At 38.1% G+C, this 26,349-nt stretch carries 24 protein-coding genes; 3 read left to right on the top strand and 21 right to left on the bottom strand.

Features of this window, described 5'->3' with window-relative positions; genetic code table 11:
* Window positions 1-45: 45 nt before the first annotated feature.
* The 11 genes from ASF92_RS12710 to ASF92_RS12660 all read right to left on the bottom strand — a co-directional run bounded on the left by ASF92_RS12710 (window position 46) and on the right by ASF92_RS12660 (window position 15,519).
* Window positions 46-1,671, bottom strand: coding sequence for an NADP-dependent glyceraldehyde-3-phosphate dehydrogenase (locus tag ASF92_RS12710; RefSeq protein ID WP_056093433.1), 1,626 nt, complete (start codon window positions 1,669-1,671; stop codon window positions 46-48).
* 95 nt (window positions 1,672-1,766) lie between these two features.
* Window positions 1,767-3,206, bottom strand: coding sequence for an MFS transporter (locus tag ASF92_RS12705; protein ID WP_056093430.1), 1,440 nt, complete (start codon window positions 3,204-3,206; stop codon window positions 1,767-1,769).
* A gap of 20 nt (window positions 3,207-3,226) precedes the next feature.
* Window positions 3,227-3,889, bottom strand: coding sequence for a bifunctional 4-hydroxy-2-oxoglutarate aldolase/2-dehydro-3-deoxy-phosphogluconate aldolase (locus ASF92_RS12700; protein WP_197413293.1), 663 nt, complete (start codon window positions 3,887-3,889; stop codon window positions 3,227-3,229).
* Window positions 3,886-4,935: a sugar kinase gene (locus tag ASF92_RS12695; protein WP_056093426.1), complete on the bottom strand. Its 1,050-nt coding sequence runs from the start codon at window positions 4,933-4,935 to the stop codon at window positions 3,886-3,888. The genes ASF92_RS12700 and ASF92_RS12695 overlap by 4 nt, the downstream gene beginning before the upstream one ends.
* Before the next feature lie 112 nt (window positions 4,936-5,047).
* Window positions 5,048-6,448 (bottom strand): glucuronate isomerase, encoded by a 1,401-nt coding sequence (uxaC, locus tag ASF92_RS12690; RefSeq protein WP_056093422.1) that lies wholly within the window; start codon window positions 6,446-6,448, stop codon window positions 5,048-5,050.
* A 137-nt stretch (window positions 6,449-6,585) separates the two neighbouring features.
* Window positions 6,586-8,232 carry a UxaA family hydrolase gene (locus ASF92_RS12685; RefSeq protein ID WP_056093420.1) on the bottom strand — a complete coding sequence of 549 codons (1,647 nt, stop codon included), beginning with the start codon at window positions 8,230-8,232 and terminating at the stop codon, window positions 6,586-6,588.
* A gap of 2 nt (window positions 8,233-8,234) precedes the next feature.
* A complete protein-coding gene (locus tag ASF92_RS12680) occupies window positions 8,235-9,746 on the bottom strand; it encodes a tagaturonate reductase (RefSeq protein WP_056093418.1) in 1,512 nt (503 codons plus the stop codon).
* Window positions 9,747-9,780: 34 nt separating this feature from the next.
* The gene (pelA, locus tag ASF92_RS12675; RefSeq protein WP_056093415.1) at window positions 9,781-10,797 is read right to left on the bottom strand and encodes a pectate lyase; all 1,017 of its coding nucleotides are present in this window, start codon (window positions 10,795-10,797) and stop codon (window positions 9,781-9,783) included.
* 1 nt (window position 10,798) lies between these two features.
* Entirely contained in the window at window positions 10,799-12,733 is a 1,935-nt protein-coding gene (locus ASF92_RS12670) for a glycoside hydrolase family 88 protein (protein WP_056093412.1), read from the bottom strand.
* Between the two features lies 1 nt (window position 12,734).
* The gene (locus ASF92_RS12665; RefSeq protein ID WP_082489555.1) at window positions 12,735-14,405 is read right to left on the bottom strand and encodes a glycoside hydrolase family 28 protein; all 1,671 of its coding nucleotides are present in this window, start codon (window positions 14,403-14,405) and stop codon (window positions 12,735-12,737) included.
* A 157-nt stretch (window positions 14,406-14,562) separates the two neighbouring features.
* Window positions 14,563-15,519 (bottom strand): pectinesterase family protein, encoded by a 957-nt coding sequence (locus ASF92_RS12660; RefSeq protein ID WP_056093410.1) that lies wholly within the window; start codon window positions 15,517-15,519, stop codon window positions 14,563-14,565.
* 236 nt (window positions 15,520-15,755) lie between these two features.
* Here ASF92_RS12660 and ASF92_RS12655 point away from each other — a divergent pair, with 236 nt between their 5' ends.
* The 3 genes from ASF92_RS12655 to ASF92_RS12645 all read left to right on the top strand — a co-directional run bounded on the left by ASF92_RS12655 (window position 15,756) and on the right by ASF92_RS12645 (window position 19,344).
* Window positions 15,756-17,396, top strand: coding sequence for a glycoside hydrolase 43 family protein (locus tag ASF92_RS12655; RefSeq protein WP_056093407.1), 1,641 nt, complete (start codon window positions 15,756-15,758; stop codon window positions 17,394-17,396).
* Window positions 17,397-17,398: 2 nt separating this feature from the next.
* Window positions 17,399-18,178: a rhamnogalacturonan acetylesterase gene (locus ASF92_RS12650; protein WP_056093403.1), complete on the top strand. Its 780-nt coding sequence runs from the start codon at window positions 17,399-17,401 to the stop codon at window positions 18,176-18,178.
* 233 nt (window positions 18,179-18,411) lie between these two features.
* Complete coding sequence (locus ASF92_RS12645) at window positions 18,412-19,344, top strand: hydrogen peroxide-inducible genes activator (RefSeq protein ID WP_056093400.1); 933 nt, start codon at window positions 18,412-18,414, stop codon at window positions 19,342-19,344.
* A gap of 21 nt (window positions 19,345-19,365) precedes the next feature.
* Here the strand turns inward: ASF92_RS12645 and ASF92_RS12640 are convergent, their stop codons facing one another.
* The 10 genes from ASF92_RS12640 to ASF92_RS12595 all read right to left on the bottom strand — a co-directional run bounded on the left by ASF92_RS12640 (window position 19,366) and on the right by ASF92_RS12595 (window position 26,307).
* Window positions 19,366-19,797, bottom strand: a complete 432-nt coding sequence (locus ASF92_RS12640; protein ID WP_056093398.1) for a hypothetical protein — start codon at window positions 19,795-19,797, stop codon at window positions 19,366-19,368.
* A gap of 88 nt (window positions 19,798-19,885) precedes the next feature.
* A complete protein-coding gene (locus ASF92_RS12635) occupies window positions 19,886-20,494 on the bottom strand; it encodes a superoxide dismutase (protein WP_056093395.1) in 609 nt (202 codons plus the stop codon).
* Window positions 20,495-20,603: 109 nt separating this feature from the next.
* Complete coding sequence (locus tag ASF92_RS12630) at window positions 20,604-21,071, bottom strand: nucleoside deaminase (RefSeq protein WP_056093392.1); 468 nt, start codon at window positions 21,069-21,071, stop codon at window positions 20,604-20,606.
* Between the two features lie 13 nt (window positions 21,072-21,084).
* Window positions 21,085-21,420, bottom strand: a complete 336-nt coding sequence (locus ASF92_RS12625) for a tRNA-binding protein (protein ID WP_056094442.1) — start codon at window positions 21,418-21,420, stop codon at window positions 21,085-21,087.
* Between the two features lie 317 nt (window positions 21,421-21,737).
* Window positions 21,738-22,118, bottom strand: a complete 381-nt coding sequence (locus ASF92_RS12620) for a hypothetical protein (protein ID WP_056093389.1) — start codon at window positions 22,116-22,118, stop codon at window positions 21,738-21,740.
* 2 nt (window positions 22,119-22,120) lie between these two features.
* Window positions 22,121-23,347, bottom strand: a complete 1,227-nt coding sequence (locus tag ASF92_RS12615; RefSeq protein ID WP_056093386.1) for an ABC transporter permease — start codon at window positions 23,345-23,347, stop codon at window positions 22,121-22,123.
* A 76-nt stretch (window positions 23,348-23,423) separates the two neighbouring features.
* A complete protein-coding gene (locus ASF92_RS12610; protein WP_056093383.1) occupies window positions 23,424-24,062 on the bottom strand; it encodes an MBL fold metallo-hydrolase in 639 nt (212 codons plus the stop codon).
* Between the two features lie 18 nt (window positions 24,063-24,080).
* The gene (locus ASF92_RS12605; RefSeq protein WP_231729807.1) at window positions 24,081-24,683 is read right to left on the bottom strand and encodes a gliding motility lipoprotein GldD; all 603 of its coding nucleotides are present in this window, start codon (window positions 24,681-24,683) and stop codon (window positions 24,081-24,083) included.
* Between the two features lie 27 nt (window positions 24,684-24,710).
* Window positions 24,711-25,460, bottom strand: coding sequence for a shikimate dehydrogenase (locus tag ASF92_RS12600; protein ID WP_056093377.1), 750 nt, complete (start codon window positions 25,458-25,460; stop codon window positions 24,711-24,713).
* Between the two features lie 79 nt (window positions 25,461-25,539).
* Window positions 25,540-26,307: a phosphosulfolactate synthase gene (locus ASF92_RS12595; protein WP_056093374.1), complete on the bottom strand. Its 768-nt coding sequence runs from the start codon at window positions 26,305-26,307 to the stop codon at window positions 25,540-25,542.
* Window positions 26,308-26,349 lie beyond the last annotated feature (42 nt).

Genomic DNA, 26,349 nt, shown 5'->3' with positions numbered 1-26,349 from the left:
GTTTCTCCATTTCGATGTGCTTCAGTCTAATGATGGTCAATTTTTTTAAAAAATATACTTCGTACTTAAAAAATTCGAATCATTATCGCTAACAATCTCATTCAATAGTTTTTTATTGTTATCTGTCAATTTCGTGGCAACAAGCGAGCGAATTGAGAAAGAGCGCAAAGCATCAACAACTGAAAGCGTTCCCTCGGCACTATCTTTTCTTCCTGTGAAAGGGAAAACATCCGGTCCGCGTTGGCATTGGCAATTAATGTTTACACGACTAACCTGATTTACAAGCGGGTCGATCAGTGAAGAAATTACAGCGGCATTATTGCTGAAAATACTTACTTGCTGGCCGTGTGGCGAACCGATTAAATATTCAATAGGCTCTTCCAAATCATCGAAAGGAACAACGGGAATAACCGGGCCGAATTGTTCTTCACGATACAATTTCATATTGGCATTTACCGGGTACATAATAGCCGGGTAAACGAAAGTTTCGAGTGTTTGTCCTCCATTTCTATTTACCACTTTAGCGCCATGAGCGACAGCATCATCAATACATTCCTTTAAATATTCAGGTTTATTTAATTCGGGAAGCGGCGTTAAAGAAACACCTTTTTCCCAAGGCATACCGAATTTGAGCTTTTCTACTTCAGCAGATAACCGCTTTAAAAATTCTTGTGCCAGACTCCGATGAACGTAAACAATTTTTATCGCTGTACAACGCTGCCCGTTGAAAGATAGCGACCCTAAAACAGTCTCAGAAACCGCCAAGTCTAAGTCGGCATCTTTAGTTATAATTGCTGCATTTTTTGCATCTAGTCCTAAAATTGCTCTTAAACGGTTAACCTTTGGATGCAGTTTTTTAAGCTCGTTTGCAACTTTACTCGAACCAATTAACGTAAGCACATTAATTTTTCCTGACTTCATTAAACCGGGAACAATTGTATTTCCGCGGCCATAAATCGTATTTACAACACCTTTAGGAAAGCTTGAACGAAAAGCTTCCAATAACGGATAATGCAATAAAGTTCCATGTTTAGGCGGTTTAAATAAAAGTGTGTTTCCCATAATCAAAGCAGGAATCAATGTTGTAAAAGTTTCGTTTAAAGGATAATTAAACGGCCCCATGCAAAGTACTACACCAAGCGGAGAACGGCGAACCTGAGCCACAATTCCCTGCTCAATTTCAAAGCGGGACGATTGCCTGTCGATGTCTTTTAAAGCATCAATGGTTGAATAAATATACTCAACGGTGCGATCAAATTCTTTGATAGAATCGGTATAAGATTTACCAATTTCCCACATAATTAACTTTGCAACAATATCTTTTTGCTCTATCATTTTATGCGTAAAGTTTTCTACACAGGTAATGCGGTCGGCTACACTCATGGTTGGCCATTGCCCGCGGCCATTATCGTAGGCCTCAACGGCTGCATCCAAAGCCTCGGTAGATTCTTTTTCAGTGCACACCGGAAAACTTCCAATGCGTTTTCGCTTAAGTCCTTCTGGTGTTTTAACGCATACAGGAGAAAATACTTCGTTGAAAGGGCCACTCCAGGCTTTCATTTCGCCGTTAGAAAGAAATTCTTTTTGATTAATTTCTTCCCCGAGCCTGAATTCCTCCGGAATCTGGCTTTCATCGACGAAAATGCTTTCGAGGTTTAAGGTCGTGCTCAATTTGGTTTGTTTTTAGGGTTTATAATTATTTAATCTATGGTTTAAGTATAGATTTAAAGTGTTTCTTAAAACGGAACTTCTAGCTCCGCTTTTAATTATTTAAGTTCGATAACTTTGTATTTGGGAACAAGGGTTTTCATAACCGTCCATCCGATTAGATAACAAACAGCGCAGATTGAAAATATGATGAAATATCCGGCTTCTTCGCCTTTAAAACCCATGAAAATAATTTTGTTTTTGCCCGTATAATCGAACAACAATCCTGAACCTTTATTTATGATGAACGAGCCTAATCCGCCGGCCATTCCACCTATTCCGGTAATTGTTGCAATTGCTTTTTTAGGAAACATATCGCCAACGGTAGAGAATATATTTGCCGACCAAGCCTGATGTGCTGCGCCGGCGATGCCGATGATAATAACAGGAATCCAATAAGTAATGTGACCCAATGGCTGTGCAGCCAGCGCCAGAAGTGGAAAGAAAGCGAAAATTAACATCGCCCGCATTCGTCCCTCATATGGATTCATTCCTCTTTTTTCAACAAAATAAGTTGGAAGCCAGCCGCCAATAATCGACAATAAAGTAATCATATAAAGCACAAACAAGGGGAATGCACTTTGGGTAGAATCCATTCCATATACTGATTTGAGGTAAGCTGGTGTCCAGAATAAGAAAAACCACCAAACACCATCCGTCATAAATTTACCAAAAGCAAAAGCCCAGGTTTGTTTGTATTTAAAGCAATCGATGAATGATACTTTTTCTTTTGTTTCCTCTACGTAATCAGCAAGTTTTCTGTCATTAATAACATCCTGTTGAATGTAAGCCAGCTCTTCTGCAGTAACTCTTTTATGCAACTCGGGCTTGTTGTATACGAAAACCCAAAGCCCCATCCACACAAAACCTAAAGCACCGATTATAATGAAAGACATTTCCCAGCCGTAAGCTTTTGCTATAAATGGAATTGTAATTGGCGCCGCAAGTGCACCAACCGTTGCACCGGCGTTGAAAATACTGGTTGCAAATGCCCTATCTTTTTTAGGGAAATATTCTGCAGTTGCCTTTATGGCAGCAGGAAAATTCCCTGCCTCGCCAACGGCTAAAACAAACCGTGCAAAAATGAATAAAGTTACACTTACCGAAACAACCATTCCGGTATTATTTATGCCGGCAATTATTTCTTTGGCACCTTCGAAACTAACAAGCCAGTGGCCCGAAATTACTCCAGAGGTAGCAATGCCACAAAATGCATGTAAACAAGCACCAACAGACCAAACCCCAATTGCCCAAAGAAATCCCTTTTTAGTATCTAATCTATCTACCAGTCGCCCTGCAAAAAGCATTGAAACGGCATAAAAAATAGAAAATAAGGCTGTAATATTTCCGTAGTCGTTATTATCCCAGTGAAATTCCGGTTTAATAAAATCTGTCCAGGTCAGGGAAAGAACCTGCCTGTCTAAATAATTAATTGTAGTGGCAAGAAACAGGAGTAAACATATCGTCCATCTGTATTTGCCTATCTTTGGTTGGTTCATTTGGTTAGGTTGTTTTTCTTTTATTTAGTCTGCTGAATTAAGTTAAGAGCTAATTTTGTATTCTCGTGCAGTTCGTCATAAAGACCTTTACTCATAACATCTTTACTGATTAATTTACTGCCCATCCCAACAGCACAAACGCCAGCTTTAAACCATGTTTTAAGATTTTCGGCGTTAATTTCAACGCCGCCTGTTGGCATAAATAATTGTCCGGCGAATAAATCCTTAATGGATGAAATAAATTCAGGACCTAAAATATTCGCAGGAAAAATTTTAATTAGCATGGCTTTGTGTTCTTGCGCAACACTAATTTCTGTCGGTGTCATACAGCCCGGAATCCAAAGCATACCAATCTTATTGGCAATTTCTGCTACCGCAGGATTTACAATTGGTGCAACGATAAAATCCGTTCCAGCTTCGATAAATGCATTCGCGTCAGCAGGCGTTTTTATCGTGCCGATGCCTAAATATAAATCGGGCATTTCCGCATCGCGGATTTCTTTTAACTTCTTAAAATTTGGAAGGGCAGATTTACCTCTATTGGTATATTCAAAAACACGTATACCAGCTTTATAAAGCGTACGGAGAATTTCTATACTACCTTCTTCGCTATCCTGATAAAAAAGAGGTAGCATGCCCTGCTCCAAAATTGCATCTAAAATTTTATGCTTATTGCTTATCATCTTATTATTCTTTTTTCTATATCGGCAACTGTACTGGTTGTTGCATCACTTGGAATGTATAATTTATCGTAGGCTGCTGCGGTTGCAAAACTTAAGGTTTCCACTTCGTTTAAACCGTTATAGAAGCCGTATATCAAGCCAGCCATAAAACAATCGCCGCTTCCAACTTTATCTAATATTTCATCAGATACATATTCTGGCGAAACAGTTAATTCATTATTTGTGTAAAGCGCTGTGTAATATTTGATACCTTTTCCATTGTCGAACCTGAATGTATTTGCAACAGCTTTGCAGGAGCTAAACAAACTTAATATTTCTTCCGATGTATCTACCGCCTGTTGCAGTAACGTTTCCTTTGCATAACCTTCTGTTGCTTTTAAATCCTCATGAAGTACAGTTCCTAACATTCTATTTGCAGCCCAAACGTTGCCCATAATCAGCGTACAATATTTTGCAAGTTCAGGTAAAATTTCAATCGGGTCTTTTCCGTATTTCCAGAGTTTTGCCCTGTAATTTAGGTCTAAAGAAATTGTAATGTTTTTTTCGCTTGCAGCTTTTAGCGCTTCCAAACAAACATCTGCCACTGATTGATTAATTGCAGGGCAGATTGCACTAAAGTGAAACCAGCTCACATCTTCAAATACCTCATCCCAGTTTATCTGGCCAACTTTTAAATCTGCATACGATGAATTTGCCCGATCGTAAATTACACCTGCATTTTTTAAATCTTTTCCCTTCGGTAAATAGTATAAACCCAAACGTTCGCCACCATAAACCATTGGTTGGGTATTTACGTTTTTGCTATTTAGATAACCTGCAATTTCTTCGGTAACCGAATTTTGGGGCATAGCCGATAAATATGTAGAAGGAACATTCCAAAGGGCTAAAGCTGTTGCTACATTTAATTCGGCGCCACCAACATAAAACGGTAACTTATTTTCTTTTAACCATTGGCCATCCATATCCGGACAAATGCGCAATAGAATTTCTCCAAAGCTTAAAACTTTTTTTCCTTTTTTTAATGAAGATGATATTTGGTTGCTCATTTACGTATTTACCCGACCGGTTTTTATTAATTTTTACGCTTTCCCTGAATAATCAGGAAAACGATTGAAATGAATTGAATCCTCTTTTTTAGCTCTAGAAGACTGATTTTGTCTAAAATTTAAAGTAATTTTTTGCGTTAAAATACGAAATATCCTGCACTATTTTGCCAATCCACTCTAAGTCGTTTGGTAATTCGCCCTTTTCTACATCTTCGCCAAAGAGGTTACAAACTATTCGTCTGAAATACTCGTGTCGCGGAAAAGAAAGGAAACTTCTCGAGTCGGTAAGCATACCAACCAGGCGACTCAAAAGCCCCATATTTGATAACGCATTTAATTGTTTTATCATACCATCTTTCTGATCTAAAAACCACCAGGCCGAACCAAATTGAACTTTACCCGCGATCGAACCATCATTGAAGTTTCCAATCATGGTTGCAATTAATTCGTTATCCGCTGGATTTAAGTTGTAGATAATCGTTTTTGCTAATTTATCCTGATTATCCAGTCGGTTTAAAAATTTAGAAAGCATTCTCGCCTGACTAAAATCACCGATAGAATCCCAGCCCGTATCGGGTCCTAATTGCCTTAGCATACGGGCATTGTTATTACGCAATGCGCCTAAATGGTATTGTTGTACCCAACCTTTTTCGTGATCCCATTCAGCAAAATAAATTAACATTGCCGATTTGAATTGAAGATTTTCCTGATAGGAAATGCTTTTTTTGTTTCTGATTTTATCAAATATTGAAGCAATTTCAGCATCTGTATAGTCTTCAGCATAGATTTGTTCCAAACCATGATCCGAGACCGAACATCCGTTTTCAGCAAAATAATCGTGACGGCTTTTTAAAGCATCCAAATAATCTTGAAAATTGCTTATTGTTCTATCAGAAACGGTTTCCAGCTTATCAATATATTCATTTAAACCGTCGATATCGTCACTGTTCATTGCTTTATCGGGGCGAAACGCAGGTAACATTTTTAGGTTTACGCCTTCTCTTGACAACTGTTGATGGAAATTCAAACTATCCAAAGGGTCATCAGTTGTACAAACCGCCTCAACATTCATTTTCGCCAACAATCCACGAACCGAATATTCTGGCGTCTGCAACTTTGACGAACACTCATCATAAATTTTCTGAGCCGTTTTACCTGAAAGCAAATCGTTAATTCCAAAATATCTTTGCAACTCTAAATGTGTCCAGTGGTATAATGGATTACGAAGCGTATATGGAACAGTTTCGGCCCATTTTTCAAATTTTTCGTAATCTGAGCCCGCCCCCGTAATGAACTTTTCATCGACACCATTGGCACGCATTGCCCTCCATTTGTAATGGTCGCCATACAGCCAAACCTGACTGATATTTGAGAATTGCACATCGTTTGCAATCTGCTCCGGAATCAAGTGATTATGGTAGTCAATAATCGGCATCGACTTTGCAAAATCATGATAAAGTTTTTGCGCCGTTTTAGTTTCCAGAAGGAAATTTTCGTCTAAAAAAGATTTCATTTAAAGGAATGTTATTTAAGACAATCACTTGTATTACACTTAATCGTCTTCGCTCTATTAATATATTTTTTTGAATTCGTCAACCTAACGATGTGCAAAATTGCGATTGCTTCGTAAATCGAAAAACGAGTTTATTATTATAAACTTACACCACGTTTCCATGGAATAAAGTCATCCTGGTTTAGCAGTACTGCTTTCGGAATTACCTCCCCGCTTGCCGCTTTAATGCAATATTCAAGAATGTCTTCACCCATTTGTTCAATCGTTTTTAAACCTTCGATAACCGGTCCGCAGTTGATATCGATAATGTCGCCCATACGTTTGGTAAGCGCATTGTTTGTTGATACTTTTATGGTAGGGCAAACCGGATTACCCGTTGGCGTACCTAGTCCAGTTGTAAATAGAATCAAAGTCGCCCCTGATGCTGCTTTTCCTGTTGTGGCTTCGACATCGTTTCCAGGTGTACAAACCAAGTTTAAACCGGGTTTGATTGCTGGTTCAGTATAATCTAAAACATCCTCTACCGGAGATGTACCACCCTTTTTTGCTGCGCCGGTACTTTTAATTGCATCGGTTATTAAACCATCTTTAATATTTCCTGGTGATGGATTCATGAAAAAACCAGAACCGACATTTTCCGCCGACTGGTTATAAGCAGTCATTAATTGAATAAATTTACGAGCTGCTGTTTCATCTTTTGTTCTATCGATTAACTGTTGTTCAGCACCACAAAGTTCAGGGAATTCGGCAAGCAGAACCGTTCCGCCTAAGGCTACTAATAAATCTGAGGTATAGCCCACTGCAGGATTTGCACTTATACCGCTAAATCCATCGCTTCCGCCACATTTAACACCCAAAACAAGTTTATTGAGTGGTGCAGGCTGGCGCTCAATGTTATTAATTTCAGTTAAACCTATAAAAGTTTTTCTTATTGCTTCCTTAACCAATTGCTCTTCACTTTGCGATTGCTGTTGTTCAAAAATGAATAATGGTTTATCAAAATTCGGACTGCGTTGTTTTAAATCGTTCATAAAATCCTGAACCTGTAAATTCTGGCAGCCTAAGCTTAAAACCGTAACGCCGGCAACATTCGGGTGATCTGCATAAGCGGCCAACAGTTTACTTAAAACCGCCGCATCCTGGCGAGTACCACCGCAACCACCCTGATGATTCAGAAATTTTATCCCATCAACGTTTTTGAAAATACGGTTTGCAGCAGGGGTTGGCTGGCCAATTGAACTTGGATCTGCTTCTTCCAGGCTTTCGCCATTTTTGTATGCATCCACTAATTGATGGGCATACGATTTGTATTTATCGGTGACAGCATAACCCAATTCATTGTGTAAGGCCTCCCGAATAACATCAAGATTGCGGTTCTCGCAAAAAACAGTTGGAATAAATAACCAATAATTTGCAGTTCCAACTCGGCCGTCACTACGATGGTAGCCATTAAAAGTCCTACCCTCGAATTTTGAAACATCTGGTGCATGCCATTCATAATGATAGGGGCGAAACTCAAAAGGATCTGAAGCATGTTTAGTATTTTCAGTATCCATTAATCCACCTTTTAAGATAAAGTGTTGCGCTTTTCCTACTAAAACCCCATACATCATAATTGGGTCGCCAGGGTTCATATCCTGCATAAAAAATTTATGCTTTGCATGAATATCATCTTGCAAAGTATATTCATTCCCATCATGAATTATGGTTTCGCCTTTTGCCAAATCCTGCAAGGCAACCAGAACGTTATCGTTAGGATGTATTTTTAAAATTCTTGTAACCATGTTTAAATTGCTCTTTCTGTGTGCAAGTTACTCAATGTTTCTTTTGCACCTGTATTTTGTAATAACTCAACGTAATTTTTTATCGCTGCATTGAAGCCAGGGTAATTGTTGAGGTTTTTATCCCATAAACGTCTATCGCCTAAAATATTATCGATTGCGGTTTCAGGGTTCTTCCAATATTCATATAAAATCCCAGCAAATTCATCCTGAATGGGATACGTTTTTCCGTTTACAATAGCTATATAATTCTCTTCATCTTTTGTTGTATTCATGAAAATAATGTAAGCAGCCAAACCTACTGCGATTAGCGGCGGCACTTCATTTTTCTGGCTGTAATATTTTCTAATTAAAGGCATGTTACGCATTTGCATTTTCGATGTAAAATTCAATGTAATTGCCTGCCATTGGTGCTCTAAAAAAGGATTACTGAAACGGTCTGTTACGCTCGATGCGAAATCAACAGCATCCTGATAAGTGATGTCGTCATTCTCTAAAGAATGTGCGATTTCCTGTCGCATTAAGTTAGAAACATACTTTGCGAAAACCTCATCAGCCATTGCTTCTTTTACAGTATTAAAGCCTGATAAAATTGCTAAACCACAGCTTAGAGTATGTGTTCCATTGAGTAAACGAAGCTTTAATTCTTTAAATTTATTTATAGAGGGAACGATAAAAATTCCTTTATCGGCTTTCTCAAAAGATAAAATTTCTTTAACCCTCGGACTAGAAGATTCAATGGCCCACAATCTGAAAGGCTCTGCCATAATCATCAGTTCATCGGTATAACCCAGCTGACTTTCGATAGCTTTCTGCTCATCGGCAGGAAGTTTTCCGGGTACGATTCTATCAACCAAAGTTTTACAGAAATGATTTGCAGTTTTGAGCCATTGCTCAAAATCCCAGCTTAGTTTGTTCTGAACTGACAGCTTCAATAAAATATCTTTCAACTTATCAGCATTATCGCTAATTAATTCGGTCGGTACGATAACCATTCCGCTTTCTTCTGAACCATTAAAAGCCTTATATCTTTCGTGTAAAAAAGCAAGCAATTTGCCTGGATAAGATTGCGGCGGGTTATCAGTTATTTTATCTTCACTAAGCACTATTCCAACTTCTGTCGTGTTTGAAATTACAACCTGCATATCAGGATTATGCGCTGCTTTAAGAATTTCTGCCCAATCCTGAGAAGCGGATAAAACACGGCTTATCGAAGCATTGATAGTGTTTTCTTCTACATTTAAACCATCTTCTATGCCTTTTACGCAAAGTGTGTAAAGGTTGTCTTGTTTAGAAAATGCGTCGGCGCCGCCCTTTGAAGTAGATTTTACAACCAAAACGCGACCGCTGAAAATGCCGTTTCTGTTGGCCTTATCAATAAAGTAATCTGGTAAACCACGAAGTAAAACACCTGTACCAAATTGAATGACTCTCTCTGGCAATTCCAAAAGTTCTGCAGCAGGAATACTCACGTTGGCCCCGCTAATGTTTTTTAAATTTTCTTTACTTAAAATCATGCTTTTACGATTTTCGTCAACGACGAGTTTAACCTTATTTTATTCCGTTGGATGCTAACCATTTCGGATAGTCTTTTTCGATTAATTTTTGGCCCCAGTTGCCATACCATGCATAGCCATTTCTACGCTCAGGACTTAAATCCTCTAACTTTAATTTCACTGTATTGTCGCGGTCGCCGAATATTGGAATGTTTTTTTCCAAATCGTAAAAGCGGGCCCAAACCGTGGCACTGTTATCGCGAATCAAACCAGAACCTGTTCGCTCTCTTTCGAAACGATAGCCCTTAATTTCAGATTCAGTGAACCAGTTTACAGCTCCATTAATTGAATTTCTGATTTCAGCAGAAGGGTTCTTAAACCGCATCAGGAAACGTACAATACTGGCTGACTCGCTGGTGCTTAAAGATGCCGGTTCGAAAGCTCTTGCTTTTGCGGGCAACATCGAGTCTTTATCGTACTGCGCGGCCCAAATGGCTAATTTTTCGTTTTGCTTTATCTGGGTTTTTAAAATGCAAGACAACCCTTTGCTAACAGCAGCTTTAGACTTATCAACATATGAAGCGTTAACATTTTCAAAATCGTTGGTTTGCGTCGCGATGTCCTGCAAAATGTTTAACACGTTAATCATTGCATCATCATTGTAGGTAATTTCTGAACGATATAGCGCCTTATCAGGATAATATTGCGGCCAGCCACCATTCGCATACTGGGCTTCCAGAATATAATCCAGGCCTTTTTCTGCAGCTCTTAAGTACCTTTTATTTTGAGTTTTCTTATATGTTTTTACCAGGTAAATAACTTCTCTACTGGTCGCTTTATTGTCGAAAGTGGCATGAAAAGCTGTTGTGGCTTTTATCTTTTCTTTAAGCTCAGGCGTTAAAGCCAAATCATAGTTTACGACACTTTTGTCTTCTAACTGCTTAGGCCAGCCACCGTTGCTTAATTGGTAAATCAACATTTTATCTGCAATAGAATCAGTCGGCATTTGCGCATGGCAAGACATCAGCAAATTGCAGCAGGCAATACTCAAAAAAAGCTTTAAGTCTTTCATCTTATTTTTTTATTGCCGGCACCTGTTTAATCAACCAGTTTACTAAATCATTGGTCGCCTTGAAGTTTTCGAGGTCTTTAGGTAATTTTCTACCATCGATATATTCGTTGTAAAACCATGGGTCGCCAACTGCGAAAACAGTTCCTTTGCCGTATTTTGCTGTCGCGATAATTACATCACCCTTATCCGTCAAAGCAGAAACTGCAGGCGCTTTAGCTACAATTGTAGAAATCTCCTTGATATAAACTTTTTTGGCCATTTTAAAAATTCCATTGCCCGAAGGAATGGTAATTGCGCCTTGCTCGAAATTCAAACCCTGAACTTTATTCCGGCTGTCTTCATTAAAATGAATGCCAAAAGTTTCGGGTAAGACATTAAATTTTGTGATTTCACAATTGCCAACATCATTCAGTAGAAGCACTAAAACGCCACCGGCTTTTACCCATTCGCTAATTTGTTTTGCGTGAGCAGCATCCATGTAATTTGGTTTGGCAGTTTCTTTCTCTGTATCGGGGTCAACAATGATGTAAATGCTTGTTCCCTTTAAGTTTGCAGTAGTCGGAGCTGTTGAAAGAGTGGATGTTTTAACACCGGCATCGTTAAATACTTTTCCTAATAATGAAAAACCATTGTTATCATCCTCATTCCACAAATAATGGAAAGGAATTTTGTCTCCTGTTGGTCCGGTCATGTATTCGTTATTGAAAAAATTATCAACCGTTACAGTATAGCCCTTGCCCGGTTTAGGAAGTGCGGCAATTTCCATCTCGCTTGCTGCACAAATGAATGCACCAACGCCTTTCGGGTCGTTAGTTATCACTTTTTCGCTGATGTAGTACTCAAAACTCCCATCACGATACTTCGGTTTGCCACCCAAGCCGGAAACAGAAACCGTTTTAGTTAAGTTTACCCGCTCACTGCCAGCAGATTCTATAAATTCTTTCTTTAAGCCGGCGTAACCTTTATTGGCAGCGGCTGCAAAAGATTGCGGTAAATAACCTTTCCGAACCCCTTTTGCAAAACCATAAACAAACATACTAGATGCAGAAGATTCAAGGTAATTGCCTTTTCGCGTTGGCATATTTAAAATGTCGTACCATACGCCGGATTTTGCATCCTGGTATTTAAGCGCGGCGTTTGCAGTGCGATTTAAAATCGCAATAAGCTCCTTATATTTTGAATGTGTTTTTGGAAAATTATCAAGAACATCTACTAAAGCCATAACGTACCAACCCATTGCCCTTCCCCAAAAATTCGGGGATTTTCCTGTTGTTTTATCCGCCCACTTTTCTAATCTGCTTTCATCATATCCATGATAAAGTAAACCCGTTTTTGCATCTCTGGAATTCTTTTCCATCAATATAAACTGATTGGCTATGTCATCAAAAGCCGCGTCTTTTTTCATTAGCACAGCGTATTCTGCATAAAACGGTTCGGCCATGTACAAGCCATCTAACCACATTTGATTTGGATAAATTTTCTTATGCCAAAAACCGCCTTCTTTTGTGCGCGGTTGATCTTGAAGTTGCACGTACAATTGTGTAGCTGCGGTTAAATATTTAGTCTGTCCGGTAACTTTATAAAGTAATAAAAGCGACCTGCCATTTTTGACATTGTCGATATTAAAATCTTCAGTTTTGTAAGTTCTGATGGTCCCTGTTTTGTCAACGTATGCATCCATTGAACTCTGGATGTATTTAAAATAGTCGCCGTTCCCGGTATTCCGCCATACTTGCGCCGCACCTTCTAATACCACACCCATATCATAGCTCCATTTTGGTCCCTTTGCATCTTTTAAAACCGTGGTGTCCTGAAACAATGTTTCCATTGCCGTTAGAGTAAGTTGTTCTGATAACTTTTTCTGCGCAAAAACACTGTTTGATAACAGCGTTAGAATCACAACAGTCAATAATTTTTGTACACTAAATTCTTTCATATTATTTAGAGATTTCTAATGCGGTTTTGTTTGCTTCTTCACCAAAAACTGACGTTTTAATCGCTTTCGAGACATCAGTTCCACTAACTTTTACACCTTTTGTTTTTTCTCCGGTAATGTTGAACAATAGCTCACTACCATTTTTATACCGCAGTCCATTGATTTGAATGTCCTTTCCGTTTTGTACATGTACGATAGGATTGGTATTGTCGGTAATTACATTTACATTTTTGAGGGAAATACCCGAAGCTTCGATAATTTCAATTCCTTTTTTAGCCTGAATGGTTACGTTCTCCAAATGGACATCTTTGATATTCATCTCCGGAAGTCCTCTGATAAAGATTGCCTTTTCCGCACCATTTGCAACAACATCCTTTATATAAAAGCTTTTAAATTGCGGTGTTGCTTCCGTAACCGGAACAGTTACTGTTTTGATTGCTTCGCGTTTTTCTCCTGCTAAAGGGACCGGGTCTTGTGCCGCATAATACATATCAAACAGAATTGCTTCGCCGGGAATATCAATCATATTAATATTATTCACGTATATATTTTCTACAACACCCCCTCGACCACGGGTAGTTTTAAAGCGTAAACCAATATCAGTTCCGATAAAAGAGCAGTCATAAACCCAGATGTTTTTGGCTCCGCCACTCATTTCGCTTCCAATTACAAAACCTCCGTGTGCATGGTAAACGATGTTATTTCTGATGATAACATTTTCCGTTGGCATACCACGTTTCCTTCCTGATTCATCCCTGCCGGATTTAATGCAAATGCCATCATCGCCAACATCAAATGTGCTGCCTTCAATTAATACATTTTTGCATGATTCCACATCAACGCCATCACCATTTTGAGCAAACCACGGGTTTTTAACCTGCAGATTTCTTAGTGTTAAATCTTCACACATTAAAGGGTGTAGGTTCCATGCTGGCGAATTCTGGAAAGTAACACCCTCCAACAGGATTTTTTTGCAGCTGGTTAGTACAACCAGGTTAGGTCGAAGAAAATCTTTTATATCCTCGTAATCTGCAGCTGTTTTTCCCGGAACCATTACGCCTGCATTTTTTGTTTTAGAACCTTTAACTGCTTTTTGTGATGGATACCATAGTTTTCCATCTTCACTAACTGAGCCTCCAGAAGCGACTAATTTCTGCCATTGGGTTTCGGTTAATTTGTCCTTTTTGACCATCCGCCATGCACCACCGTTACCATCAATTATTCCAGAACCGGTAATAGCAATGTTTTCAAGCTTTGTTCCTGAAATGGGACTCTGATTACGCCAAGCGGGTTGTCCTTCCCAATTGCCCTCAACTAATTTATATTGGTTGAAATCATCCGTGAACTGCAAAATGGCATCGCGTTTTAAATGCAGGTTAACATTGCTTTTTAACTCAATAGGGCCGGTTAACCATAAACCTGAAGGAATTAAAACAACGCCGCCACCTTTCTCACTAACACTTGCAATTGCTTTATTAATATTTGAGGTATTCAGAGTCAAACCGTCACCCTTTGCACCATAGACAATTATACTAGTTGTATCTTTTTTAAATTTTACTTGTTGTATAACAGGCAGTACTTGTCTCTGAGCAAAAACAGCGGTTGCAGTCATTAAACACAAACCAACAGATACCGAAAATATAGAATAGATTTTACCCTTAAAAAGATTCATGCTTTGCTCCGTTAAATTATACCTGGTTATTATTAAAACAAGTGTACGGTCTTTAATGTAAAAACAGAAGAGAAATCTATGCAATCGTTGCCAGAGAAAATGGCAGATTTTTAAAGAATAAGTCATTCAATTCATTTAAGATCAATATTTTATAGCTTTATTTAGCGACAGGAACCCAGCCTTGGAAAACGTTTTCCAAAGTATAGGCTTTATACTCATTTTCCGTTAGTTGGTGCGACCAAACAACTCTTTTGCTAGCATTTGCGCCTTTACCGGTACTTTTGTATTCAGCATAATAAGCGGTTTGTTCATTCGATTCCTTGCCCCAATTATTCCAGCCGAGAGGATTAATTAACTCGGGCAATTCGCAGTTTAAATAAGCAACTTTAGCAAATGGACGCCACGGCCTGCCTAAATAAAAACTGTTTGCAGGTGCACTGCCAAGTATCTTGCAATTATTAAAAACATATCCAAATTTTGTTGTATCTGCGGTTGACGCAGCAGTGATATAGCCTGATTTCTTGCAAAAAATTGTGCAATTTTGAAACCAAGCTGTTGAAGCACCAAAAATGAAGTCGACAGTACCTTCTATGTAGCAGTTGTAATAATATTGCCGATTATTGGCGCCATAAGTGTAAAGTGTATCTTGAAATCCTAAAAATCGACAGTTATTAAAAATCAATTTATCGCCTCCGGCCCAAACGGCCACAGCTTGCCCTACCGGCCCGGAAGAATTCTCGAAAGTGAGGTTTTCAGCTGAAAACCCTTCACCATAAATATAAAAACTCGATGAACCTGACGTTCCTTTTTCTTCACCAAAAATATTTTTCTTTTGATTATAGTCATCATAGGTTAAAATGGTTTCCTTCAAACTTTCACCAATAAATTTTACATTTTTCTTTGATCCAGCTAAAACCAGTTTTTCTTTATAAATGCCTTTCTTGATAAATATTATGGTTATCTTATTTCTGAAATCGGGAACGGCATTTATTGCTTCCTGAACGGTTTTGAAGTTCCCGGTACCGTCCGTTGCTACAATAAAATCCGGTTTAACATCACTGGCATTTGCAACAAAGCAAAACGATAGCAGAATGAAGAAAAGGTAGTTTCTCATATTTGGTTAGATAAAATAAAAATCGGCCACGTTGTTGGTAAACCTAAACGCAGCCGTTATTAATTAATATATGATGAACAATTTTAATCATTAAAGTTATTGAGGAAGAACGTTTGTTAAAAATAAACATCGCAAACGATAACGGGAACGATTGCACAATAAAGATTGGAATAAAATTAAAAATCGCCTAATCTTGTTTAACAAAAAATATAAAGTTGTTTTTCAAAACCTATTCCATGAAAATTCTGATAAACGTAATGCTCTGCTGCTTATTTTCTTTATTAACTTTTGCCCAAAAATCAGACAACGCAACCTATATTTCAAAAGTCTGGGTGCCCGACTTAGGGAACGGAACGTATAAAAACCCGGTAATAAATGCTGATTATTCAGATCCTGACGCCATTCGCGTTGGCGATGATTTTTATATGATTGCATCAAGCTTTGATGCGGTCCCTGGACTGCCCATTTTACATTCTAGAGATTTGGTAAACTGGAAAATAATTGGTCACGCTTTGCTTCGTCAGCCCCCGTTCGAGCATTTCGAGAAAACCCAACATGGAAATGGTGTTTGGGCACCATCAATCCGCCATCGTAATGGCGAATTTTATATTTATTACCCTGATCCTGACTTTGGGATTTATTTTACAAAAACCAAAAGTATAAAAGGGCCCTGGTCAGCACCGCAATTAGTGGTTGCGGGCAAAGGTCTAATAGATCCTTGTCCCTTTTGGGATGAAAATGGTAAAACGTATCTGGCCTATGCCTATGCCGGCAGTCGCGCGGGAATAAAAAGTGTTTTAGCAATTATGCCATTAAATCCTGAAGGAACTAAAGCCACAGCAGCCGGAACAATAGTTTACGATGGGCACGAGCTCGACCCAACCATAGAAGGCCCCAAGTTTTATAAAAGAAATGGTTTTTATTACCTGTTTGCGCCGGCAGGCGGCGTATCTACTGGGTGGCAATTGGTTTTGAGAAGCCGGAACATCTACGGGCCATACGAGCGCAGAATAGTTATGGATGAAGGCGAATCCGGAATTAATGGTCCTCACCAGGGTGCCTGGATAAATACAAAGAGCGGTGAAGATTGGTTTCTCCATTTCCAGGATAAGGATGCCTATGGGCGGGTGGTTCACCTTCAGCCGATGAAATGGGTCGATAACTGGCCTGTTATCGGTATAGATAAAAATGCCGATGGAAAAGGCGAGCCGGTTTCCATTTTCAGGAAACCAAATGTTGGAAAGGTGTATTCGATAGAAACACCAGTAGAAAGTGATGAATTTAATGCTATGAGATCGGGTTTGCAATGGCAGTGGCAGGCAAATCCACAAGCTACCTGGTCTTTTAATGATGCAAACAAAGGTGTACTAAAATTATATACTGCTAAAATACCCGACGGCGCTAAAAATCTTTGGGATGTCCCTAACTTATTGTTGCAAAAATTTCCGGCTGAGGAATTTACCGTAACAACGAAAGTAAATTTTAAACCAAATCCTAAACTTGAGAACGAGCGTACCGGTCTGGTCGTTATGGGCAGAAGTTATGCTGCCATCGACATCAGGAGTAGAAGAGACGGCACTTACTTGGTTTATAGCATTTGCAATTTTGCCGACAATGGAAAAGAAGCGCATGAAAAGGAGATTCTTAAGCTTAAATCTGCAACGCTTCATTTAAGAGTCAGCGTATCGCATGGCGCGAAATGCCAGTTTAGCTATAGTGAAGATGGTACAAAATTTATAAGTGTTCCTGATGAATTTCAGGCAGTGGCAGGAAAATGGATTGGAGCGAAGGTTGGCTTGTTCGCATCAAGAGATTCGCAGACAAATGATTCAGGTTTTGCCGAATATGACTGGTTTCGTATTGACAAGCTCAAATAAATATGAAGAAACGCTTATACTTATATATTATAACCGTATGTGCCCTCGCTATATGTTTGTCATTTAACATAAAATCAAGGCCGGTAAAGGTTTTTTTAATCGGTGATTCTACTGTCGCAGATTACAGCCTTGAAAACGATTATAAGCGTAAAAAATACCCCATTACAGGCTGGGGACAGGTTTTCCAAAAATTCTTAACTAAAGATAGCTTAAAAAAGGTTAACCATTTAATTAAAAGCGACAGCGCAATAGTTGTTGATAAGGCAATGGGCGGAAGAAGCACAAGGAGTTTTTTTGAGGAAGGTAGGTGGAAAGAAGTTTTTCAGTCTTTAACAAAAAAAGATTTGGTTATGATTCAATTCGGGCATAACGATGCTGCGACAGATAAACCAGAAAGATATACGCCAATTGCAGCGTACAAAGATTTTTTGAGGATGTATGTGAACCAAACCAGACAAAAGAAGGCTATTCCGATTTTGATTACTCCAGTAGCAAGAAATTATCCCTGGAAAGACGGTAAGTTAGGCAATGCTCATGGCAACTATCCACAAGCGGTTAGAGATGTAGCCTCTGAATTGAATGTACCATTGATTGACTTAACGAAACTTTCAGCAGAATTTTTCACCTTAAAAGGGAAGGATTTTGTAACAGAAAAATATTTTATGAATCTTGATTCTGGCAAATATGAAGCTTACCCAAATGGCCAAAAGGATAATACGCACTTTCAACCTGCGGGTGCGGCCGAACTAGCTAGATTAGTATTTAATGAGCTTAAAAAATAAACTCATCTGGCGGAAGTTAAGTCAAAATGCATTTTTCTTTATTGGACCACAGTTCTTGAATTGACTGATTTTTAATCACTAACGAGGCGTATAGTACATTTCATTGGTTTTTTTATTACATCATAAAGTTTGTATACTCGGAAATACGCACCTTATTCAGAAAATATTTTTGCCATGGGATATAACAATAGATATAATTTATATATTTGAAAATATAAATCAATTTTAGCTATATGACCTTAGTTCAGCTTGAATACATCGTTGCTGTTGATACTTACAGAAGTTTCGTAACCGCAGCAGATAAATGTTTTGTCACCCAGCCAACTTTAAGTATGCAGGTACAAAAACTTGAAGAACTTTTAAGCGTAAAAATATTCGACAGAAGCAAGCAACCAGTTAGTCCAACTGAAATCGGCACTCAAATCGTTGCTCAGGCGAGAATTATTCTTCAGGAAAGCAGCAAAATTAAGGAACTAATTACCAGTCAGCAGCAAAATGTTTCCGGTGAACTACGCATTGGAGTGATACCTACTGTTGCGCCATATCTGTTGCCGGAAGTAATTTCTGCCATGCTGGAAAAGTATCCGGAGTTGAAATTGATGATTTGGGAGTATACAACAGAAGATATAATTAATCATTTAAAAACAGGAGTTTTAGATTGTGGGATTCTGGCAACTCCATTAACGGATGCAAACATTATTGAAATACCTGTTTATTATGAAAACTTTGTAAGCTACATTAGTAAAAACAGTAAGCTGTACAAGAAAAAATCAGTAGACGCTGAAGATCTAAACGAAGAAAATATCTGGCTTCTAAATGAAGGTCATTGCATGCGAAACCAGGTTTTGAACATATGCCGCTCAACAAAAAACAATCGTTTACAAGGTCTTGAATATAATACAGGCAGCGTGGAAACGCTTATCAGAATGGTCGACTTAAATGGTGGCGCAACACTTTTACCAGAATTAGCAATAGCGGAATTAAACTCGAAACAAACCAACAGAATCAGGCATTTTAAATCGCCCGAACCGGTAAGGGAGATTAGCTTAGTGACTCATAAAAATTTCGTTAAAAAACGCATGTTAAACGCATTAAAAGATGAAATTTCAGAAATTATTCCTAAGACGATGAAGCAAAAAAAGAAAAAAGATGTGGTAGGTATTTAATCGGCGTTTAAAATGCCGGTTTTAATTTACTTTTTCCGTTTTTATTAGAAGTCCGCTGATGTCACCTTCAACTTCTTCTTCTTTTTTCTTTTTCTTATTGGCCTTTCCGCTTAAACGGTCTTCAATGATTCTATCATACTTAGCCTGCTGTTCACCCTTTAAAACATTACGAATGCTTTTTGAAGTTTCGTTTTGCATTTTGTAATACTTATCAATATCATCTTCTTTAGTATTACCCGCTTGCTGTCGTTTTACTAAATCAGATTGTTCTTTGGCCTGATTAAAGGTCAAGCTATAAATTATGCTTTTTTGAGTATCATTAAGTTTCAGCTTCTTATCTAAATCTTCCACATTTTTCTTTGCAATCTCACTTGGTGTTGGTGCCTTTTGTTGAGCAATAGCTAAAGAACCAAATCCAATTGCCATTAAAAATAAAATTATAAACTTCTTCATGTTGATAAATATTATATGCGAAGGTATTAATTAATAAGAAAGCCTGCAAATTGTGTTTGCAGGCTTCAGTAATCTTATTTAGAGATTATTACAATGCTTTTTTGTAAAGCTCTGCAACAGCGTCCCAATTAACCACATTCCAGATTGCAGCTAAGTAATCAGGGCGTTTGTTCTGGTATTTTAAATAATAAGCGTGCTCCCAAACATCAATACCCAAAATTGGCGTTCCTTTTACTTCCGCCACGTCCATTAAAGGATTATCTTGATTTGGGGTTGAAGAAACCTGAAGTTTTTTATCGGCACCAACTGATAACCAAGCCCAGCCAGAGCCAAAACGGGTTGCACCAGCTTCTTGCATTTTGGTTTTTAAATCAGCAAAAGAACCAAAAGTATCTGAAATTGCCTTCGCTAGGTCGCCAGTTGGTTCGCCACCTTTATTAGGACCTAAAATGTTCCAGAATAATGAGTGGTTATAGTGTCCGCCACCGTTATTTCTAACTGCAGCAGGATATTTTGAAATATTTTTAACAATATCCTCGATCTTTGAATTTGCTTCAGGTTTACCTTCTAACGCTTTATTCAGGTTAGTAACATAAGCCTGGTGATGTTTGTCATGGTGGATTTCCATGGTTGTTTTATCAATATGCGGTTCTAATGCATCGGTTGCGTAATGTAACGCAGGTAATTCAAAAGCCATAATAATGTATATGTTTAAGTTTAAAAAATTGTTTTCTGAAACAAATATAACATTCAAAGGTTAAGTTTTGTTCATGTTATTATCATCAATTGGTTTTGTAACCATTAAACTATCTTTTTTTTGCAAAAAAATTTCTCATCATAGAAGCGCATTGTTCGGCCATCACGCCACCTATCAATTCTGTTTTTGGATGAAGTAAATTAACACCTTTAGATAAAAAGCCTCGTTTTTCCTCTCGGGCACCATAAACAATTCTGCTTATTTGTGTCCAGTAACTTGCCCCTGCACACATTACACAAGGTTCGATGGTTACGTAAAGGGTACAGTCTGTAAGGTATTTCCCACCTATGGTTTGGCTTGCTGATGTAAAAGCCTGCATTTCTGCATGTGCCGTTACATCATTTAAGCGCTCAGTTAGGTTGTACCCGCGGCCGATAACTCTGTTTTTTGAAACGATAATTGCACCAATCGGTATCTCATCTTCAGCCAGTGCTTTTTGCGCTTCTGCTAAAGCCAGTTTCATATAATGTATATCTTCTGCTTCCGGATCGCTGGTTTCAAAATTGTAAAAACTCATTCCCAAAGATAACTTATATCATTTTACTCCCATTAGGAACTTTTCCACTCAAGGTCGTTAATACAATGTCACCATTCTCATCCGCGAAACCTGTAACTAAAAATTCGGACATGAATTTGCCGATTTGCTTTTTGGGGAAGTTAACCACGCCAATAATCTGTTTACCTGGTAATTCTTCTTTAGTGTATAGTTTAGTGATTTGCGCACTGCTGGTTTTAATACCGAATTCACCAAAATCGACCCTTAGTTTATATGCAGGTTTTCTGGCTTCCGGGAAATCAAAAACTTCTATTATTGTCCCTGCGCGTAATTCTACCTTCACAAAATCATTCCACGTTATTTCTTCCATCATTATAATTTCCGCTAAAATAAAATATCGACAGTGAATCCTCACAATATTGTGATCCTGAGATAATTTTTATTCTTGAATGCAGGATATTTATATAACACATATAAGCAAATACGGGGCTTGATTGTTTGCGTTTTGTATGACTGATACTAAACACTAATGCATTAAGGTTCAGCGTTAACGATTGAAGCGGCATCCTTTTTGGCTGAGCATCGGGTGTTTTGAAAGGCAGCCAAAAAGATACAGCGGAAAGCGTGTTAAAACGCCCAAATATTATTTACTGTTTATTTAATCTCTTAACCCGAAAGCTGAGCAGGTTACTGCGCACAAGGGCCATCAGGTATCTCCTTACTGATTTTGATGACCTTGGTAACCACCAGGGTAGAGTCAAAATCCGCAGCAACTGTTGCCGTATCAGACTTTGTAAAATAACCTTGTAACTCTACATAAACAGGCTCATAAGGTTTCTCAAAATTTAAATTACTGTAGGAAAGTTCCAGATTTTTAACGCTGTCTGCAACCCAATATTCCCTTCCATCTTCGCAAAGGGTAAAAGATTTCATTTCGGGGCCAAAGCTATATAAACCTTTAATAATTTTGAGGTTACTATTCTCTTCCGGCTTTTCTTGTCTGTTACAAGCGGCAAAGGCCATACCAGATAGTATAGCAAATACAGTTGCTTGTTTAAATAACTTCATGTTTATAATGTTTGATTTAGCTGATCTATCTTCTTTACGCTCAAATTTGATGACAAAGCAGATGCCAAAAATGAGAAAAAGCCCACTGTTAGAAAAACTAAAATAAAATCTTTCCATTTAAGTCCTATCGGATAAGAACTTACAAGCGTATCTTCACCCATCTTGATTAGGCCGTATTTATGTTGCAGAAAATAAAATATAAGCCCGATTAATAAGCCGAGCACACAGCCCGACATGGTAATCATCATACCCTCAAGTAGAAATATCCGCTTTATTAGCTTTTTACTTGCGCCCAAACTGCTCAGAATGGCGATATCTTTTACCTTATCTATCACCAGCATCGTAAGTGAGCCAATAATATTAAATATAGCGATGATTAAAATAAAAGTGAGAATAATGTACACCGCCCATTTTTCTGTATTTAAAATATGATACAACGAACGATTTTGCTGAGCCCTGTTAAGTACTTCAAATGTACTGCCAGCTTTTGCTGATATCTCTTTCTGGAAATTATCCACATTAACACCTGGCTTGAAGTTAATCTCTATCGATGACACATTTTTTTCTTCTCCTAAAAGTTCCCTGGCAAAATCCAATGGCACTACTATTCCGTTATCAAATTCCTGCTGAACTTCAAATACCCCGCTAACGCGAATGCTTTTATTTACAAAATCATCAGCGGGGTTAAGGTTATTTACAGCGATGTTTTTCTTTGGTGAGAAGATTTCCAGTTCAGTAAATGGATCAACGGTATTCACGGCCAGGTAAGCTTGCAGAGCTGATCCGATCACAGAACTGTAGCCACTTCTATTACGGAGTACAAACCTGCCTTCACGAATGGTACTATCTAATTTTGGATTCTTCAGGTAATCGTAACTTACACCTTTAACCATACCAACTGCCTGCTTATTATTATATTTAAGCAGAGCATTTTCCTGTAGAACCTCCGTGTAAGAATATATTTGCTCATTGTTTTTGAGCTGACTGAAGTATTTGGTATTCGGATCGAAAGTTTTCCCCCTTGTCGGAACAATGGCTAGCTCCGGCGTCATCGTGTTAAACATATTGAGAATGGTAACTTCCAAACCATTAAACACGGATAGAATGATAATTAAAGCCGCACTACCTACCATAACACCAACCATAGAAATTCCGGAGATCAGGTTAATTGCATTGGTTGATTTCTTAGCAAATAAATACCTTTTTGCAATATATAGGGGTGTATTCACAGTTTAAATATAAGGAAAATGTAACAGGGAAAACTTAATGCCTTCTGGAATGTATAACCTGTCTTTACATCTAACATTAAAAGAATGGATTATGTTCTTTTTCAAATCCGATTGTGGTAGCGGGCCCGTGGCCGGGATAAACTTTTACCGCATCTGGTAAAGGGAAAAGTTGCGTTTTAATGTTCTCAATTAGTTGTTGATGGTTTCCTCCGGGTAGATCTGTACGGCCAATACTACCATAAAAAAGAACATCTCCTCCTATTAAAAAGCCATCAGCCTCATTGTAAAAACACAGGTGAGCGGGTGAGTGACCTGGTGCAAAAATTAGCTCTAAAGAACTGTTACCGAAGTTAACGGTTCCTGTTTCTTCCAAAAAGTTTTCCGGCTCAGGAGAAAGCTCATATCTTGAAAAACCCATTTGAGGCGCATAAGCCGGAACGGCCTGCAAAACCGATAATTCGCCTTTATGAAATTGCGGTTTTAAACCATAGGTATCAAAAACAAATTTGTTTCCGAAAATATGGTCTAGATGACAATGCGTATTCAGAAGCAGAACTGGGTTAAGGTTTTTTTCTTTTATATAAGCCACAATTTCGTTCTGTTCTGTTCCATCGTACATGCCAGGGTCGATAATAACACATTCCCTGGTTTCGTCAAATAAAACGTAAGTGTTTTCGCTGTATGCGTTAAACGTGAATATTTTTATACTAATCATTTATTTAAAATCAAGAGATTAATTCTTCCAATTAAAGGTTGCTATCATTTTATTGATATCGCTCTTAATGAATTTCAAGACCGGCTCGATAGAGTCATATTGCGGTCGCTCGTTAAAATACAAAGCCGCTCTAAAATAATGCTTTGTACTATCTGTTAAAAAAAACTGAACTGATGAAGCGGTATTGCCTTCGATTGCATAATAAATACCATATACTTTTCTGTCAGGATAACTAATTAATTTCTGATCGATGGCAGTCGCTTTAATTGTATGTTTAAAAGCCAGTTTTCTGGCATCTTCAACCATTTCATCATATTCGGCTTTGTTCGCTACATCATAATAGGTCAAATGTAAAAAACCGTTAAACTGAATGAAATGCATATTGTACCAATTCCTTTCCGCACTTTTTCCATTTTCACCTTCCATTTTTGCGTATACCGGATAGTCAAAGGTAAAGGGGGCTGAAGATTTAAATTCACGGTACTTTTTTTCCGGATATATGATCCGGAAATAGCCTTTAGGCTTTGGACTGTATTCATTATTCTGACATGCAGTTATAAATAACAGAAGCAAAACGGGCGTAAAAAACAAGCATTTTAACTTTACAAATCGCCTCATCATTTCTTTGCAAAAAACTAATAACGTTAATTAAGGAATATTGTTCCATATTTCCCATGCCTTTTCAGCTTGTTTGTGAAGCATTTCCAAACCATTCTTAACATCAGCACCGTTTGCTGATGCCTTATTCAAAAAAGCCGTTTCTAGAGGATTATAAACTAAATCGTAAGCTAAATAGTCTGAGTTAAGAAGCGCATAATCTATATCTGGATAAGTCGTTGTGTTTGGAGACATACCCAATGGGGTCGTGTTGATAAGTAATTTGTGAGATGTTAAAATTTCAGGTGTGATATCGCTATACAAAATAGCTTTTTTAGTTTCTTTTCTCACGACAACCTGGAAGCTGATGTTCAGCTTTTTTAAAACATACTTTACTGCTTTTGCAGCGCCACCGTCTCCAAAAACCAAAGCTTTTGTATGTTGCGGTTTTAACAGGGGCCTTAATGATGATTCAAACCCGTAAGCATCTGTGTTATATCCTTTCATATAAACATTCTGCTCATCCCATTTTATTGAAATACAATTAACGGCTCCAATTTTTTCGGCTGCTTCTTCAACTTCGTTAAGGTAGCTGATCACATTTATTTTATGTGGTATAGTTACATTCAAGCCACAGAGCGATCGATTTTTGTCAATTAACCCTGGGAGCGACTGTATATTTTCTATAGGAAAAAGTTCGTATTCATGATCAGCATTTCCTTCACGAAGAAATTTTTCTGTAAAATATTTTTTTGAGAAGGAATGACTGAGGGGATAACCGATTAAACCGTAAGTTTTCATTTTAATATTTTACGTTATGTTAAGGCACAAAGAAGTCTTTTTAAAGATTTCCTCGTGCCCCGCAATCACGGGTTTTTGATTACTTACCTAAATTAAGGAAATGATCGAATGTATCTCCTCTCAAACCTAAGCGAATCGTTTCTAATGGAATAACTTCTGCGGGCGCAATGTTCCCAAGGTTTACATTTGAACCAATTAATTTGATAAACCAAACCTGTTGTTCTTTTTGTGGTGCTTCCCAAATAATCGTTTCCTCAGGAATCTGTGTTAATATTTCATCGACCAGGCCTTCTCTAACTTCGCCACTGCCGCGATAAATGCCAACATTTCCACCCTCGCGCGCCTCGGCAATTACTTTCCAGGAACCGGCTTCCATTTCTGCTTTCATTAATTTGATCCATTTATATGGCGCAAATATTTTGGCTGCATCTTTACTCCCGACCTCTGAAATTACAGTAACCTGTTTTGCAAGCTTGTTGATGTAATCACATTTTATATCATGTTCAATTTCTATCGATCCGTCGGATACTTCTGCGTACTCCATTCCGTATTGATCCAAAACACGCTGGTAATCTTCAAATTGATTACGGATGATAAATGCTTCAAACAACGTTCCACCAAAATAAGTGGGAATACCCGCACTTTTGTATAAGGCTAATTTTTCTTTAAGGTTTGGTGTAACATGTGAGGTGGCCCATCCTAATTTTACAATATCTGTATGTACACCGGCAACTTCAATAAAATCTTCAACCTGACGAAGACTTAATCCCTTATCCATAACCATTGTTAAGCCTTTTTGGCGTGGTTTAGACGGACGTTCGGGAACGTTTAATAATGGGTAATTCATATGCTTACAAAAGTGAAAAAAATTTTCAGATTTATTTGTTAA

The organism is Pedobacter sp. Leaf176, assembly GCF_001424305.1.
Lineage (GTDB): Bacteria > Bacteroidota > Bacteroidia > Sphingobacteriales > Sphingobacteriaceae > Pedobacter.
Note: the sequence above shows the minus strand (reverse complement) of the source record. Positions and strands in the feature narration are given on the sequence as shown.